We start from the raw sequence: 14234 nt of genomic DNA on the forward strand, positions 1-14234 counted from the left end.
CCGATGCCCACGCTGTAGAGCGACCACAGCAGACCCGCGATCGCCGCGAAGCCGAGGAACCTCGGCCGCGGATACCGGAGCATCCCGCTGGTGAGGGTGGTCGCAGTGCGACCGCCGGGAATGAACCGGGCGGAGATCAGCAGCATCCCGCCACGCGCCTCCAGTTCCCGCTCGGCCCACCCCAGCAGGGCGCTGCCCCAGCGGCGGCGGCGGAACCAGCGTGCGATCGGCCCCGCACCCCGCCCCAGATGGTGGGAGACCAGATCGCCGGACACCGCTCCCGCCCATGCCGCCACGAGGATGAGCAGCGCGTTCGGGGTGCCGGTGACGGCGTACGCGGCTGCGGCGATCACCACCGTCTCCGAGGGGACGACAGGGAAGAACCCGTCGAGCGCGGTGAGGCCGACGATGAACAGGTACAGCCACGGGGAGCCCATCAGGCTCTCGGCGAGGTGGAGGATGGAGTCCATGGGCTCTCTCTCGAGGTGATGATCGGAGGGGGTGAGGGTCGGAGGGGGCTCTGGTCGGACCGACGAGGGATGTGGGCCGGACCGACGAAGGATGTGCTCCACGCTAGGAACCACCGGCGAGGCGCCGGAACCCGGAGGACCGTGCCCCTCGCGCGGCTCCCCGCACCGGGAAATACGGGAAACCGTCACCGAGCCGGAGGGACACCCCCGTATCGGGCAGGAGCGGCCGTTGGTAGCGTGCGATCCGCACCGCCCGGTGCCACCGATCATGACGAGGGACCATGCGCCTGCCCGACCTCTCCCGCTACTCTCTGCCCCGCGAGCCGGTACGGCTCGTCCGGCGTGCGGTGCGGCACGTGCTCGGAACCCAGCTGGGCCTGCTGCTCGGGCCGGCGCTGCTGCTGACGCTGCCCTTCCTGCTGCTGCGCTGGCGTGCCCCGTTCCGCCTGCTCCGTCGTGCGGAGGCCTGGCGCCTCGAACGCTTCTACCGCTTCCACCTGGCGACCTCCCCGGAGAAGTTCCTCGGGGGCAGACGAGCCCTGCTGCACGGCCTGCTGGCCGGAGTGCTGGGCTACGTGATGCTCGATCTGCTGCTGCTGGTCTCCGGGATCGTGCTGGGCAGCACGATCCAGGCCGTGATCAGTGAACCCGTCGTGTTCGACTTCTCCGTCTGGGTGCTCAGCCGTCCCGCACTGCCCATTCTGCTCATCTTCGGCAGCTCAAGCCTGCTCGCCACCGCCCTGTATGCCGAGGCGGCGGCCTGGGCGCAGGCCGCACTGCTGCGCCGCTGGACGCCCGTCGTCCGCGAAGATGCCCTCGAGACCAGGATCAGCCGGCTGCTGATCACGCGGCGAGGGGTGGTGCTCGCCATCGACGACGAACGCCGGCGCATCGAGCGGGATCTCCACGACGGGGTCCAGCAGAACGTCGTCTCACTCTCCGTGATGCTCGCCCGTGCCCGCCGATCCACGGACCCCGAGCGCGCCTCGGCACTGCTGGACCAGGCCCATGCCCAGTCCCAGTCGCTCATCGAGGAGGTGCGACAGGTGGCATGGCGCGTCTACCCCAGCGCCCTGGACGAGCACGGACTGGCCACTGCGTTGTCGGACGTCGCCGCCAGCAGCCCGGTCCCTGTCCAGCTGGACCATCGAGTCAGCGTCGAGCTGCCGAGCGCGGTCGAGTCCGCCGCGTATTTCGTCGTGCGGGAGGCGGTCAACAACGTGGTCAAGCATGCCGGTGCGTCCCAGGTGAGCGTCAGGATCGAGACTTCCGGCCCGCCCGAGGGTCGCCGCCTCACCGTCGCGATCACGGATGACGGGATCGGGGGAGCGGATCCCGAGGGCGGCGGGCTGCAGGGCTTGGCCCGTCGCGTCGCTGCGCTCGACGGTACCGTGAGTGTCGACAGCCCGCTCGGCGGGCCCACCGTCATCACCGCGGAGCTGCCCAGTGACTGAGAACCGGAGCGAGTCGATGGTCGACGTCGTCCTCGCCGACGACTCCGTGCTGCTGCGAGAGGGCGTGCGCAGCCTGCTGGAGGACGAGGGCATCGCCGTGCGAGCCTCCGTCGGCGACGGCGAGCAGCTGCTGATGGAGGTGGAGCGACATCGACCCAGCTTGGCCATCGTCGATGTGCGCATGCCGCCCACGCACACCAACGAGGGGCTGCTGGCCGCGCTTCGCATCAAGCGCGACCATCCCGAGGTCGGGGTGCTGATGCTGTCCCAGCACGTGGCTCGCGAGTACGCCAGCGACCTGCTCAGCTCTGATGCGCCAGGCATCGGATATCTGCTCAAGGACCGCATCACCGAGATCGATGGCTTCCTCGACGCCGTGCAGCGCGTGGCGGAAGGAGGGACGGTGATCGATCCCGCCGTGGTGCGCTCGCTGCTGCGCGCCCCCGAGCAGCAGCAGAGGGTGGTCTCCCGGCTCACCTCGCGCGAGCTCGAGGTGCTCGAGGCGATGGCGGAGGGTCTGTCCAACCGCGGGATCGCCGAGCGGATGTTCCTCTCGCTGTCGACCGTCGAGAAGGCGATCAGCGCGATCTTCGACAAGCTGGAGCTGCCCGGTGACGAGCAGACCAGCCGACGCGTGCAGGCCGTGCTGCGCTACCTCGACGACCGGTGACCCAGGACAGCGCATCGGCCGAGGCGGCGGTGCGGGCCCCGCGCCCGCGCACGGGAGCGGGTCACAGAAGGCCCATCGCCTGCCCGCTCGCGCTCTCCAGCCGGTGCTCCAGGCGCGCGAACAGCACGCCGGTGACGAAGGCGTTGTGGCCGGCGCCGTCTCCGAGCCGGGCGTGCTCGCGGAGGAATGCACAGGCGATGACCGCGTCCTGCACCTGACCGAGCAGTCGTTGTGCCTGCGTCGCCTGGTCCAGGTGCTCGGCGGCGAGGGGATCGACCTCCGCCAGCAGCTCGGCGGCGTAGCGCCATCGCTTGGCGGCCTTGCGCGCAGCGTGCAGTGCGACCGGATCCCCGTCTGCCCGGCGAATGCGGTCCCGCACTTCGCGGCGGCCCATGGTCACGAGCCGTGCAGGGTCTCTCTCCACCAGGGTCGGAGCAAAGTCCCGCCAGGTCGCCAGCTGATCGACCGCGCGCGCCCACCGCGGATCCTGCCGGGCCCGCTGCGCGACCTGGAGCGCCAGAGCGCGCCGAGCGGCGAGTGCATCCTCGAGGTCTTCGCGTGAGGACGCTGTCACCAGCTCGGCGGGCAGAGCATCCAGCTCCTGCCTCAGCAGCTCGCCGAGCACGTCGACATCACGGACCTCCCCCAGGGCGAGCGCGACGTAGCGAAGATCCTCCGCTGCGCTGCCGGGAGCGGGGAAGGATTCTGCGAAGGTGCGCAGGGCCGACCGCACCCGTCGCAGGGACGTGCGGGTCTCGTGCACGAGTTCCACGGCGTCGGCCTGCTCGAGCGCGGGGGTCCCCTCCAGCGCCGCGAGTCCGTCCAGTGCACGCTGGGCGTGCAGCCCGAGATGCGCGGCCAGCGGATCTCGGGGCGGTGCGGCCCGCCGCGTGGTGCTCATGTGCTCACTCTACGGAGCGGCGCCGGGAGGAGGCGCCACCAGGGAGGGGTGGTGCGGCAGGCCCGGGGTCAGCCGACGCGGGGTCAGGCGTCCTTGACGAAGGACAGCTCGAACTCGAGCTGGACGCGGTCGCTGACCAGCAGGCCACCGGAACCCAACGGGGTGTTCCAGGTGATGCCGAACTCGCGGCGGTCCAGGCGCCGGGATCCCTCGAAGCCTGCGCGCACGTTCCCGAAGGGATCGGTGTCGACACCCAGCAGGCTGATCGGCACCGAGAGGGACTTCGTGACGTCCTTGATGGTCAGATCGCCCATCACCACGAAACCGTTGTCGTCGACCTCCTCGATGCGGGTGGAGGTGAACGTCATCGTCGGGTGGTTCTCCACGTCGAAGAAGTCGGCGCTGCGCAGATGCTTGTCGCGATCTGCTGTGCGGGTGTCGATGCTGGCCATCTGGATGGTCAGCTCGGCACGGCTGGACTCGGGGTCCTCCGCGTCGAAGAAGACGGAGCAGCTGACATCGTTGAACGCACCTCGCACCCGCGTCACCATGGCGTGGCGGTCACGCCTGCTCCGGTCTGTTCCGAGGACGCCCGCGGAGTCGGCGTCCTCCTCGTCGGCGGTCGCTCTGCCGAGACCCGTCGCTCCTCTGCCTCCGCGGTGCGAACGTGCTGGCTGCAGACTCAGACTCCTCCAGCAGCGCGAAGTGTCGTACCCGTTACGTAGCCAGCGTCCGCTGAGAGCGCGAACGCGATGACCGAAGCGATCTCCTCAGGCCGACCGACCCTGCCCATCGGATGCGTGAGCGCAACTCTCTCGGGCCTTCCAGGATCTCCTGCGTCGGCATGCACCTGCGTGTCGATGGTCCCAGGTGCCACCCCGACGACTCTGATCCCACGCGGTGCCACCTCGATCGCGAGGCCCTTGGTGAGGGCGTCCACTCCCGCTTTCGCAGCTGCGTAGTGGACGTACTCGCCGGGCGCTCCTGTGGTGGCCGCTCCGGAGGAGATGTTGACGAGCACACCGCCGGAGCGCAGGTGCTGCACTGCCCGCCTCGCCACCAGGATGGCCGTCGTCAGGTTGAGGTCCACCACACGGCGGATCGTCTGCGGGGACGTCTCGGTGAGCCCGGAGATGTGGAGGGTGGCGCCCGCGTTGTTCACGACGGCGTCCATCCGTCCCGCCCGAGAGGTCGCGGCGTCGAACAGTCCATCGATCCCCGAGTCGGTCGTGAGATCAGCGCGGACCGTCAAGCACTCCGCGCCCAGAGCTTCCACGTCGGATCGGGCAGCAGCGGCTGCTTGCTCGTCGCGGGCATACCCGAGGACGAGGTCCCACCCGTCCCGGGCGAGTCGGAGAGCAGTGGCTCTTCCGATTCCCCGGGTCCCTCCGGTGACGAGTGCCAGGCGGTTCTCCATCCCTCCATCGTAGGTGGAGGACGGTCGGCGCCTTCGGAGAGGACCCGCACCCGTCCCATGTGATCGCGACGATCCGCCCGCTCGCAGGTGGTACCTCGGCCCGCAGCTGCAGAGCGACCGTCGCCCCGATACCCGGTGTCATCTGCGCCGTTCTCGCTCTCGTGCTGGGCACGGTCGGCCTCTGCACACAGGGCGCCAACCGTCTGTGGACGGTCGCAGACGTCATCGCCGGGGTCATCGCGATCGCGTGCACGGTCTCCGGGCTGCCCGTGAGCCTCTTCCCGGACACCTCGACCCCGAAGAACCTGTGGCCATCGCCTGAGCCGCGTGACCGGTGTCCCGCCCCGGCGGTTCTGCACGTCCCTCGTCCGACGAGCCGATGCAGACGTCGATCGTCAGGCCACGGAGACATACTGGGGAACCCCGCTGCCGATCTCCGGAGGACTGCCATGACTGCCACGACGCACCACGCGATCAGCTACATCGAGCTCGGGGTCACCGACCTCGCCGCCGCGAGAACCTTCTACGAGTCCGCGTTCGGCTGGGAGTTCAACGACTACGGTCCCGCCTACTCCGGCATTCGAGCGGCCGACGGGGAGGGCGAGATCGGCGGCCTGAATCCCGGCGCGGAGCCCAGCACCGCCGGGCCCCTCGTGCTGCTGTTCTCCGAAGATCTCGACGCGACGGTCGAGGCCGTGAAGGGCGCAGGCGGCACCGTGGTGGCCGGCCCCTACGAGTTCCCGGGCGGCCGGCGCTTCGAGTTCACCGATACCAGCGGCAACCGGCTCGGGGTCTTCGCCGACTCCTGAGCGGCCACCAGGCAGACACCGAGCGGCCTGCATGCGCTCTCCAGCCATCGGAGAGAACGTGCAGGCCGCTCAACATTCCTGGTAGCCCAGGCGGGGCTTGAACCCGCGACCGACGGATTATGAGTCCGCTGCTCTGACCGGCTGAGCTACTGGGCCGTGCCCTGTCTTCGGGGCGGGGATGAACGTATCACGGCGTCGCTTCGTGACCAGGCCTGACACCGCCGACTGCGCTGCGATCCGGCAGCGTCACATGCGGGTTGCCGCAGCCCCTCCGGTGCGTACGTCGCCGGCCGTCACCTCGGCATGCTCGCGGAGCACCCGGATGCCAGGTCGCAGTCCGTCGCGGGCGGCCTGCATCCACTGCTCGAAGACGGAGCCCCCCGGCGCGGCGGCGCTGCGATGCAGCAGTGGGTCCGGCCCCACCGGAAGCTCGATCGCCGCTCCCCGGGGAGCGGGGGCAGGGGTCTGCTTCGCCAGGGTGATCGCGTCCCGGAACGCGGCACCCGCATCCTTCAGCCGGCCGTGCTCGTCGAACAGCCCCAGGGTGTGCTCGAGGGGTGGGAAGTCCGCCAGAGAGCGGGAGACGTCGTGGGAGCACCACCAGGTGATGCCCCAGAGCTCAGGGCACTGCAGCGAGTTCTCCACCGTGCTGCGCACGAACCAGGGGACATCTGATTCCTCCAGGATGCTGCGGGGCGCGCCCACCTCCTGCAACCACAGCGGCCGCTCCGGCGCGGGGGAGAAGGCGCGAGCGAGCTCGAGGTAGTACTCGGTCCGGTGCGCCACCTCGAAGGAGCGGGCTCCGTAGCGCTGTCCGGTGCCGTCGAAGATCCAGGAGTGCACGATCGTGGCATCGCCGAGTCGTGCGGAATGGTCCGGGGTGAAGGCGTGGTCGTCCATGAACCAGGCGGCGTCGTAGTGGGCGACGGTGTGCATCCCGTGCGGGGCTCCCTCGCGGGCGGCCTCCAGCAGGGTGCGGGTCCAGGCCTCCGCCTCGGCGACGGTGAGCGAGACGGGATCGGGGTGGTTCGAGGCGGAGAACTGGTTCACCTCGTTGCCGAGCGAGAGCCCCAGCAGATTCGGAGCCGCGGCCAGGCGCTCTGCCAGGGCGCGCACCAGGTCGGCCGTCGCGGCCACCACGTCGGGATCGGTGAACATGTTCCGACGGTGCCAGGTCGCGAACCAGCTCGGGATGAAGTCGAAGCTCGAGAGGTGCCCCTGCAGCGCATCGACCACGACGTCCAGTCCCAGCCCGGCGGCGATGTCGACCACGGCCCGCACATCATCGAGGGCACGAGGGCGGATCAGGGTGCGGTTGGGCTGCAGCAGGGGCCACAGCGGGAAGATCCTGACGTGGTCGGCCCCGAGGGAGGCGACCGCGGCGAGGTCCTCGCCGACAGCGTCGAGATCCAGGTCGAGCCAGGCATGGAACCATCCCTGCCGAGGGGTGTAGTTCACGCCGAAGCGCACCGGCCCGGCGCCGGCCGAGGTGCGGGTGCCGGACAGGGGGTGGGGGAGCGCAGACATCATGTCCTTCCAGCGGGCGGTGCGACGGTGAGCGCGATGAGAAGTCGTCGCCACGATGATGCGGAGTCCCTGACAGCAGCACTTCTTTGTCGCTGACTGTTACTATAGCGCTTTAGTCGGCGTGCCGAGGCGCTGGACCGACGCAGCGCACTGAGACAGTGTGGACAGGCGGCGCGCGGAGGCAGAGTGCCGAGGCGCCGCCTCGTGCCAGTGTGAGAGGGCGGACGATGACCACCAGCAAGCAGTCCAGGCCCCATGGCAGCGGAAGGGGCCGCCGCGTCACCATCGCGGACATCGCGGCCCGCGCCGGCGTCACCCCGGCTGCGGTGTCCCTCGCCGTCAACGGGCGGCCCGGCGTCTCGGACGCCACCCGTGCCCGGATCATGGGCATTGCCGAGGAGCTGCAGTGGGAGCCCTCGCCGGCCGCCCGCGCCCTGGCCGGAGCCCCGGTGCTCACGGTCGGGATGGTGCTCGCCCGGCCGGCCGAGGTGCTGGGCACCGAGGCCTTCTTCGGCGCCTTCGTCGCCGGGCTCCAGGAGGTGTTGAGTCGCCGCGACTACTCCCTGCAGATGAAGATCGTCGAGACCACCGAGGCCGAGATCGACACCTTCCGTCGGTGGTCCGCCCAGCGTCGCGTCGACGGGGTGGTCGTGGTGGACCTGCGACAGGACGATCCCCGCGTCCCGGCTCTGGAGGGGATGGACCTCCCTGCCCTGATCGTCGGCGGTCCGGGCCATCACGGCACTCTCCCCTCCGTGTATGTCGATGATGCTCACGCCACCCGCCTGCTGGTGGACCATCTCGCCGCACGCGGGCACCGGCGACTGGCCCGGGTGGCCGGCGATGAGGACTTCCTCCACACCCTGCTGCGCGACCGTGCGTTCGAGGAGCGCTGCGCGGAGCACGGGGTGGACGGGATCTCGCAGGTCGCCGGCTTCGGCGCCCGCGGGGCCGAGGTCGCCACCGCCCAGCTGCTGGCGCGCACCGATCCGCCCACCGCGATCGTCTACGACAGCGACGAGATGACCCTTGCCGGTGCTCACGTCCTGGTGGAGGCGGGCCTGAGGATCCCCGAGGACATCGCGGTCGCGAGCTTCGAGGACTCCGCACTGACCCGTACCCATCGCCCTCCGATCACCGCGATCGGTCGCTCGGCGATCGAGTACGGCCGGGTCGCCGCGACGCGCCTGCTGGAGATCATCGAGCAGAGCAGGGGGCGGGGCGGAGGGCCGTCTCCCGCGGCGCGGGAAGCCCGCGCCATCGAGCCCGTCCTGGTGGTCCGCGACTCCACCGGCCCCGACGCCGCCGAGGGTGCGAACGAGGGGTTACCTTCGTCATAGTCCCCGGTGGGCGGCGGGTTCCGGGATGCGAGCGGCCCCCGGTTCCTGCTATTGTCGTCCAGGTCGATCCCGCATAGCTCAACGGCAGAGCACTCGACTGTTAATCGAGCGGTTCTTGGTTCGAATCCAAGTGCGGGAGCCCAGCACAGGAGCACAGCCCCGGAGATCTCCGGGGCTGTCTCATTTCCTGATGGTCTCGTTCCCCGATGGTTCTCGTGAAGGAGAAGCACGATGCCTCCCGTCCCCGACGATCGCTTCGAGCTTCCGGAGGGCGTCGGCCCCGGCAGCGTCTGGGCGGACCGCACCGGAGCCCGCACCCTCGTCGGCCGCAACCAGCGCGGCGTCGAGATCCCCATCGGCCATGGCGAGGGCGAGATCAACCCCGGTGAGCTGCTGAAGCTCGCGCTGATCGGCTGCGCCGGCATGAGCAGCGATGTGAACCTCTCCCGCCGTCTCGGCGAGGACTTCGACATGCGGCTGTGGGCGCACGGGACCTCCGACGAGGATCAGAACCGCTACCTGTCGATCGCCGAAGAGGTGCAGCTCCCGCTCGAGGAGCTCACCGAGCAGGAGATCGCGACCGTGGTGAAGGTCTTCGGTCGTGCCGTCGCCGCCGGCTGCACCGTCGAACGGTCCGTCGTGCCCGGCGTGGAGGTCACCCACCGCGTGCTCGGCGCGGACGGCGCTGCTGCCCAGCGCGACCAGAGCGAGGCGCGATGACGATCCGCCCCATCCGGATCATCGGCGATCCCGTGCTGCGCACCCCCTGTGATCCGATCAGGACCATCACCGACGGCACCCGCACCCTGGTGCAGGACCTGCTCGACACCGTCGACGACGACGCCCGCGCGGGCGTGGCCGCCAATCAGATCGGCGTGAACCTGCGCGCCTTCTCCTGGCACCTCGTCGAGACCGGCGAGCTGGGCTGCATCCTCAACCCCGTCATCGTCGAGCTCTCCGAAGAGCTCCAGCACGATGACGAGGGATGCCTCTCCGTGCCGGGACTGTTCTATCCCCGCACCCGTTCGGCCTACGCCCGGTGCGTGGGCACGAACCTCGAGGGGGAGGAGATCGAACTGGCGGGCGAGGGCATCATCGCTCGGCTCATCCAGCACGAGGTCGGACACCTCGACGGCGCGCTCTACATCGACGGCCTCGAACGCTCCGTGAGGAAGCGTGCATTGCGCCAGATCAGGGAGACCCTCTAAGCTGGCTCCGGTCAGGCACTCTGTCATCAGATCCCTCCGCAGTACCGATTCGTTGGGGAAGACGCATCGGACACCGGAAGGAACGAGATGACCCAGGGCGTTCTGTATATCCACTCCGCTCCGCGGGCCCTCACGCCGCATATCGAATGGGCCGCCAGCGGAGTTCTCGGTGTGCCCGCACGCATTCGCTGGGAGGACCAGCCGGTGGCGCGCGGGCTGCAGCGCGCCGAGATGACCTGGCGCGGGCGGGAGGACACCGGCGCGCAGCTGGTCAGCGCCCTGCGAGGGATGCACGAGGTGCGTTTCGAGGTCACCCAGGAATCGACCGCCTCGGTCGACGGGGCCCGCTGGAGCTGCACCCCCGAGCTGGGGATCCATCATGCGGCCACGGATCACGCCGGGAACATCGTGCTCACCGAGGATCACGTGCGCGGCTGCATGGAGCGGGCGGGCGATGACCCGGTGTCGCTTCGCCGTGAGCTCGGCATCGCGCTGGGCGGCCCCTGGGACGAGGACCTGGAGATCTATCGCCACGCCGGCGAGGGTGTGCCGATGCGCTGGCTGCACCGCGTGAGCTGAGGGACGACTGTCCACCTCGCGCGGCTGCCCGGGACGGGCAGCCGCGCGTGCTGCGGCTCAGGAGCTGGTGAACACCACGGCGATATCATGACCGCCGAAGCCGAAGGCATTGTTCAGCACGGCGATGTCGCCGGTGGCGAGCTCGGCGGTCCGGTTCTGCGCGATGGCCATCGGGGTCTCGGGATCGAGGTTCTCGATGTTGATCGTCGGCGGCACCGTGCGGTGGTGCGCTGCCAGGGTCGAGAAGACCGACTCGAGAGCCCCGGCACCGCCCAGCAGATGCCCGGTCATCGACTTCGTCGAGGTGACCACGATCTGGTCGGTGACGCCGTCCAGCGCCGACGAGACAGCCTTGAGCTCACCGATGTCGCCGAGCGGGGTCGAGGTGCCGTGGGCGTTGAGGTGCACGATGTCCGCAGCGGTGACCCCGGCGTCGGTGACGGCCTCGCGCACTGCCTGCGCCTGGCCCTCCGGGTTCGGGGCGGAGATGTGGTGGGCATCCGAGGCCATGCCGCGCCCGGCCGCGTAGGCGTACACGCGGGCGCCACGAGCAGCGGCGTGCTCCTCGCTCTCGAGCACCAGGATGGCCGCCCCCTCGCCGAGCACGAAGCCGTCGCGGTCCACGTCATAGGGGCGGGAGGCGGTCTGCGGATCGTCCACCCGGCCCGAGAGGGCGCGGATGTTCGCGAAGGCGGCGATCGTCATCGGGTGGATCGACGCCTCGGTCCCGCCGACCACGACGACGTCTGCCCGGCCGTCGCGGATCATCCCCATCCCGAGCGCCACGGCCTCGGAGCCGGAGGCGCAGGCGGAGACGGGGGTGTGGGCGCCGGCGCGGGCGCCGAGCTCCATGGAGATCTGGGCGCTGGAGGAGTTCGCCATCAGCATCGGGACCGTGAAGGGGTTCACCCGGCGGGCACCGCGCTCGCGCACGACGTCCCACTGGTCCAGCGTCGTCCAGATGCCGCCGATCCCCGTGCCGACCACGACGCCGAGCCGGGTGGGATCCACCTCGGGGGCTCCTGCGTCGGACCAGGCCTCGCGCGCTGCGACCATGGCGTACTGGCCGGAGGGATCCAGCTTCTTGGACTCGGGCCGGGTGAGCGAGTCCAGTGCACCGGGGACGATCTGGCAGGCGAAGTCCACGGACAGCCCGTAGGTCTCCTTCCAGTCGTTCTCGAAGGTGCGCGCGGCGGAGGTCCCCGCCAGAGCGGCCTCCCACGTGGAGGCGACGTCACCGCCGAGCGGGTTGACGGTGCCGAGGCCGGTCACGGCGACACGGGAACGGGGAGCAGACATACGGACCTCCGGGTCGGGGCGGCAGGCGGAGTCGGGGTGACTGATGGAACGGCGACGCCCGGGACGATCCCGTCCCGGGCGTCAGGCGGGGCTCAGTTCTGAGCGCCCTCGATGTACTTGACGGCGTCGCCGACGGTCGCGAGGTTCTTGACCTCTTCGTCGGGGATCCGGACGTCGAACTTCTCCTCCGCGTTGACCACGATGGTCATCATGGAGATGGAGTCGATGTCGAGGTCGTCGGTGAAGGACTTCTCGAGCTTGACGTCCTCGGTGGCGACACCGGTCTCCTCGTTGACGATCTCGGCGAGGCCCTCGAGGATCTCGTTCTCGGTGTGTGCCATGGGTGCTCCTTCAGGTGTGCGGATGAGTGGCGGTCACAGACTACCCGTGCTACCGCGCGGTAATAGTCCAGTGGGGAACGTGTCCGCCCTGTGGGTGATACGGGCGACAGTCCCTCTGGAGGATCAGGGCAGGATCAGCACCTGACCGGCATAGGCGAGCCCGGCTCCGAAGCCGAACTGCACCAGGACGTCTCCGCTCTTGGCGGCGCCCTCCTCGATCAGGCGGTGGGTGGCCAGCGGGATCGAGGCCGCGGAGGTGTTGCCGGTCTCGGCGATGTCGCGACCGATGACGACGTCCTCGGAGAGCTTCAGCTGCTTGGCCAGCTCGTCGATGATCCGCATGTTCGCCTGGTGGGGCACGAACACGTCCACGTCCTCGATCGTGAGGCCCGACTTCTCGAGCATCTCGCGGATCTTCTCGGCCGTGTGCCACACGGCCCAGCGGAAGACGGTCCGGCCATCCTGCTCGAGCGTGGGCCATCCGGCCTTGCCGTCGCGGAAGTCGGTCAGCGAGTTCGTCATCCGGATCGTGTTCCAGTTGTCGCCGTCGCTGCCCCATACCGTCGGGCCGATCTTCGGGGTGTCGCTGGGACCCACGACCGCGGCGCCCGCCCCGTCGCCCAGCAGGAAGGAGATGGAGCGGTCGGTGGGGGAGACGACGTCGGAGAGCTTCTCTGCGCCGAGCACCAGCACGTTCCGGGCGGACCCGGAGCGGATCAGCGCATCGGCCTGGCCGATCCCGTAGGCGAAGCCCGCGCAGGCGGCGGAGATGTCATAGGCGATGACGTCGGGCCGGCCCAGCTCGCCGGCCAGCAGGGTGGCGAGGGAGGGGGTCTGGTACGGGAAGGTGATGGTGGAGACGATGATCGCGTCGAGGGTCTCCAGGTCGATGCCGGAGCGCTCGATCGCCTCCTTCGCGGCGGTGAGGGCGAGATCCTTGACGCCCACCTCCTCGCTGGCACGCATGCGGGTGATGATGCCGGTGCGCTGCCGGATCCACTCGTCGGAGGAGTCGATCGGACCCACCAGGTCGTCGTTGGGGACGACCAGGTCCCCACGGGAGGCGCCGTACGCGAGCACCCGGGAGCCGGGGACCGTGGGCTGGACGGTGAGGGAGATGGCCATGTCAGTTCTCCTGGGAGGTGTCGGCCGAGGTGTCGACGGCAGCCCCGGCGTGCTCGTGCAGCAGAGTTCGGGCGGCGTCGAGATCATCGGGGGTGTTGAGGTTCGCCAGCGCGATGCCCTTGAGCTCGCGCTTGGCGAGGCCCGTGAGGGTCCCGGCCGGAGCGACCTCGATCATGGCGGTCACGCCACGGTCGCGGAGCCCGGCCATGCAGGCCTCCCAGTCGACGGGGGAGGCGACCTGGGAGACGATCAGCTCGAGATACCGGGCACCGGAGGTGACGACCTCTCCGCCGGCGTTGGAGATCAGCGGGACGCTCGGGTCCTGCGGCGCCAGCCCCGGCGCGAACGCCGCCAGTTCCCGGCGGGCATCGGCCATGAACGGGGTGTGGAAGGCGCCCGCGACCTGCAACGGGATCACGCGCGCTTTGGCAGGGCCGTCCTCCGCGAGCGCAGCGATCTGGGCGGCGGACCCGGCGGCGACGACCTGTGCGGCAGAGTTGAGGTTCGCCGCATGCAGCCCGTGGCGCTCGATCGTGGTCAGCACGTCCTCGCGGGCGCCGCCGACGATGGCCGCCATCGAAGTGGGTTCGGCGGCCGCGGCCTTCGCCATCGCCTGCGAGCGGGCAGACACCAGACTCATGGCGTCCTGATCGCTGAGCACACCGGCCAGAGCGGCCGCGGTGAGCTCGCCGACGCTGTGTCCCGCGACGACATCGGCGGCCGGGAGGTCCTGGTCCTGGAAGAGCGCCGACGCGGCGATGATGCCGGCTGCGACCAGCAGCGGCTGGGCCACGGCGGTGTCGCGGATCGTGTCCGCATCGGACTCGGTGCCATGGCGCAGCAGGTCGATGCCGGCGGCCTCGGAGAGCGCGGCCAGTGCATCGTCCGCACCGGGCAGCTCACGCCAGGGGCTCAGGAAGCCGGGCTTCTGCGCCCCTTGTCCGGGGCAGACGATCGCGAGCACTGGAACCTCCAGGGGAGAGAGAGGACGGGGAGAGGGTGACGACGTGGCGGGGGAACGCCGGGAGGGGAAAGCGGGACGGCCCGCTCGGGGGCGAGACGGGCCGTGCGCGGAGACCGTCGGGCCGCCCGCC

At 70.1% G+C, this 14234-nt stretch carries 16 protein-coding genes and 2 tRNA genes; 8 read left to right on the forward strand and 10 right to left on the reverse strand.

Going from position 1 to position 14234, the window contains the following annotated elements; all coding sequences use genetic code 11:
- Positions 1–470, reverse strand: a 470-nt coding sequence (locus VF289_RS10570; RefSeq protein WP_330883838.1) for a DedA family protein, incomplete at its 3' end; no start/stop codon positions are given.
- 281 nt (positions 471–751) lie between these two features.
- Here VF289_RS10570 and VF289_RS10575 point away from each other — a divergent pair.
- Together VF289_RS10575 and VF289_RS10580 are read left to right on the forward strand one after the other, a co-directional pair.
- Positions 752–1924, forward strand: a complete 1173-nt coding sequence (locus VF289_RS10575; protein WP_330883840.1) for a sensor histidine kinase — start codon at positions 752–754, stop codon at positions 1922–1924.
- Complete coding sequence (locus VF289_RS10580; RefSeq protein ID WP_330883842.1) at positions 1917–2594, forward strand: response regulator transcription factor; 678 nt, start codon at positions 1917–1919, stop codon at positions 2592–2594. The genes VF289_RS10575 and VF289_RS10580 overlap by 8 nt, the downstream gene beginning before the upstream one ends.
- A 61-nt stretch (positions 2595–2655) precedes the next feature.
- Here the strand turns inward: VF289_RS10580 and VF289_RS10585 are convergent, their stop codons facing one another.
- From VF289_RS10585 to VF289_RS10595, 3 genes are all read right to left on the reverse strand, one after another.
- Complete coding sequence (locus tag VF289_RS10585) at positions 2656–3495, reverse strand: CHAD domain-containing protein (protein WP_330883844.1); 840 nt, start codon at positions 3493–3495, stop codon at positions 2656–2658.
- An 83-nt stretch (positions 3496–3578) separates the two neighbouring features.
- Positions 3579–4046 (reverse strand): YceI family protein, encoded by a 468-nt coding sequence (locus tag VF289_RS10590; RefSeq protein WP_330883846.1) that lies wholly within the window; start codon positions 4044–4046, stop codon positions 3579–3581.
- Between the two features lie 131 nt (positions 4047–4177).
- A complete protein-coding gene (locus VF289_RS10595) occupies positions 4178–4912 on the reverse strand; it encodes an SDR family NAD(P)-dependent oxidoreductase (protein WP_330883848.1) in 735 nt (244 codons plus the stop codon).
- Positions 4913–5361: 449 nt separating this feature from the next.
- Here VF289_RS10595 and VF289_RS10600 point away from each other — a divergent pair, with 449 nt between their 5' ends.
- The gene (locus VF289_RS10600) at positions 5362–5721 is read left to right on the forward strand and encodes a VOC family protein (protein ID WP_330883850.1); all 360 of its coding nucleotides are present in this window, start codon (positions 5362–5364) and stop codon (positions 5719–5721) included.
- 79 nt (positions 5722–5800) lie between these two features.
- On the opposite strand, the gene VF289_RS10605 is transcribed toward VF289_RS10600, so the two are convergent.
- Positions 5801–5877, reverse strand: a tRNA-Ile gene (locus VF289_RS10605).
- Between the two features lie 90 nt (positions 5878–5967).
- Entirely contained in the window at positions 5968–7248 is a 1281-nt protein-coding gene (locus VF289_RS10610) for a glycosyl hydrolase (protein WP_330883852.1), read from the reverse strand.
- A gap of 227 nt (positions 7249–7475) precedes the next feature.
- On the opposite strand from VF289_RS10610, the gene VF289_RS10615 reads away from it, so the two are divergent.
- The 5 genes from VF289_RS10615 (at position 7476) to VF289_RS10635 (ending at position 10375) form a co-directional block, all read left to right on the forward strand.
- Entirely contained in the window at positions 7476–8588 is a 1113-nt protein-coding gene (locus VF289_RS10615; RefSeq protein ID WP_330883854.1) for a LacI family DNA-binding transcriptional regulator, read from the forward strand.
- A gap of 67 nt (positions 8589–8655) precedes the next feature.
- Positions 8656–8727, forward strand: a tRNA-Asn gene (locus VF289_RS10620).
- 92 nt (positions 8728–8819) lie between these two features.
- The gene (locus VF289_RS10625; RefSeq protein ID WP_330883856.1) at positions 8820–9308 is read left to right on the forward strand and encodes an osmotically inducible protein C; all 489 of its coding nucleotides are present in this window, start codon (positions 8820–8822) and stop codon (positions 9306–9308) included.
- Positions 9305–9796, forward strand: a complete 492-nt coding sequence (locus tag VF289_RS10630; protein WP_330883858.1) for a peptide deformylase — start codon at positions 9305–9307, stop codon at positions 9794–9796. The genes VF289_RS10625 and VF289_RS10630 overlap by 4 nt, the downstream gene beginning before the upstream one ends.
- Before the next feature lie 87 nt (positions 9797–9883).
- Positions 9884–10375, forward strand: a complete 492-nt coding sequence (locus VF289_RS10635; RefSeq protein WP_330883860.1) for a DUF3145 domain-containing protein — start codon at positions 9884–9886, stop codon at positions 10373–10375.
- 57 nt (positions 10376–10432) lie between these two features.
- Here the strand turns inward: VF289_RS10635 and VF289_RS10640 are convergent, their stop codons facing one another.
- The 4 genes from VF289_RS10640 to VF289_RS10655 all read right to left on the reverse strand — a co-directional run bounded on the left by VF289_RS10640 (position 10433) and on the right by VF289_RS10655 (position 14104).
- Positions 10433–11674: a beta-ketoacyl-[acyl-carrier-protein] synthase family protein gene (locus VF289_RS10640; protein ID WP_330883861.1), complete on the reverse strand. Its 1242-nt coding sequence runs from the start codon at positions 11672–11674 to the stop codon at positions 10433–10435.
- 92 nt (positions 11675–11766) lie between these two features.
- Entirely contained in the window at positions 11767–12015 is a 249-nt protein-coding gene (locus VF289_RS10645) for an acyl carrier protein (protein ID WP_015775709.1), read from the reverse strand.
- Positions 12016–12138: 123 nt separating this feature from the next.
- On the reverse strand, positions 12139–13140 hold the full coding sequence (locus VF289_RS10650) for a beta-ketoacyl-ACP synthase III (RefSeq protein WP_330883866.1): 1002 nt from the start codon (positions 13138–13140) through the stop codon (positions 12139–12141).
- Position 13141: 1 nt separating this feature from the next.
- Positions 13142–14104 (reverse strand): ACP S-malonyltransferase, encoded by a 963-nt coding sequence (locus VF289_RS10655; protein WP_330883867.1) that lies wholly within the window; start codon positions 14102–14104, stop codon positions 13142–13144.
- Between the last annotated feature and the right edge of the window lie 130 nt (positions 14105–14234).

Source organism: Brachybacterium sp. (genome assembly GCF_036379615.1).
In the GTDB taxonomy this organism is placed as follows: Bacteria; Actinomycetota; Actinomycetes; order Actinomycetales; family Dermabacteraceae; genus Brachybacterium.

Coding starts and splice junctions, on each gene's coding strand:
- VF289_RS10645 (WP_015775709.1), bottom strand. CDS start 12,015: ATGGCACACACCGAGAACGAGATCCTCGAGGGCCTCGCCGAGATCGTC.
- VF289_RS10575 (WP_330883840.1), top strand. CDS start 752: ATGCGCCTGCCCGACCTCTCCCGCTACTCTCTGCCCCGCGAGCCGGTA.
- VF289_RS10600 (WP_330883850.1), top strand. CDS start 5,362: ATGACTGCCACGACGCACCACGCGATCAGCTACATCGAGCTCGGGGTC.
- VF289_RS10585 (WP_330883844.1), bottom strand. CDS start 3,495: ATGAGCACCACGCGGCGGGCCGCACCGCCCCGAGATCCGCTGGCCGCG.
- VF289_RS10625 (WP_330883856.1), top strand. CDS start 8,820: ATGCCTCCCGTCCCCGACGATCGCTTCGAGCTTCCGGAGGGCGTCGGC.
- VF289_RS10640 (WP_330883861.1), bottom strand. CDS start 11,674: ATGTCTGCTCCCCGTTCCCGTGTCGCCGTGACCGGCCTCGGCACCGTC.
- VF289_RS10610 (WP_330883852.1), bottom strand. CDS start 7,248: ATGTCTGCGCTCCCCCACCCCCTGTCCGGCACCCGCACCTCGGCCGGC.
- VF289_RS10590 (WP_330883846.1), bottom strand. CDS start 4,046: ATGGTGACGCGGGTGCGAGGTGCGTTCAACGATGTCAGCTGCTCCGTC.
- VF289_RS10635 (WP_330883860.1), top strand. CDS start 9,884: ATGACCCAGGGCGTTCTGTATATCCACTCCGCTCCGCGGGCCCTCACG.
- VF289_RS10630 (WP_330883858.1), top strand. CDS start 9,305: ATGACGATCCGCCCCATCCGGATCATCGGCGATCCCGTGCTGCGCACC.
- VF289_RS10650 (WP_330883866.1), bottom strand. CDS start 13,140: ATGGCCATCTCCCTCACCGTCCAGCCCACGGTCCCCGGCTCCCGGGTG.
- VF289_RS10615 (WP_330883854.1), top strand. CDS start 7,476: ATGACCACCAGCAAGCAGTCCAGGCCCCATGGCAGCGGAAGGGGCCGC.
- VF289_RS10595 (WP_330883848.1), bottom strand. CDS start 4,912: ATGGAGAACCGCCTGGCACTCGTCACCGGAGGGACCCGGGGAATCGGA.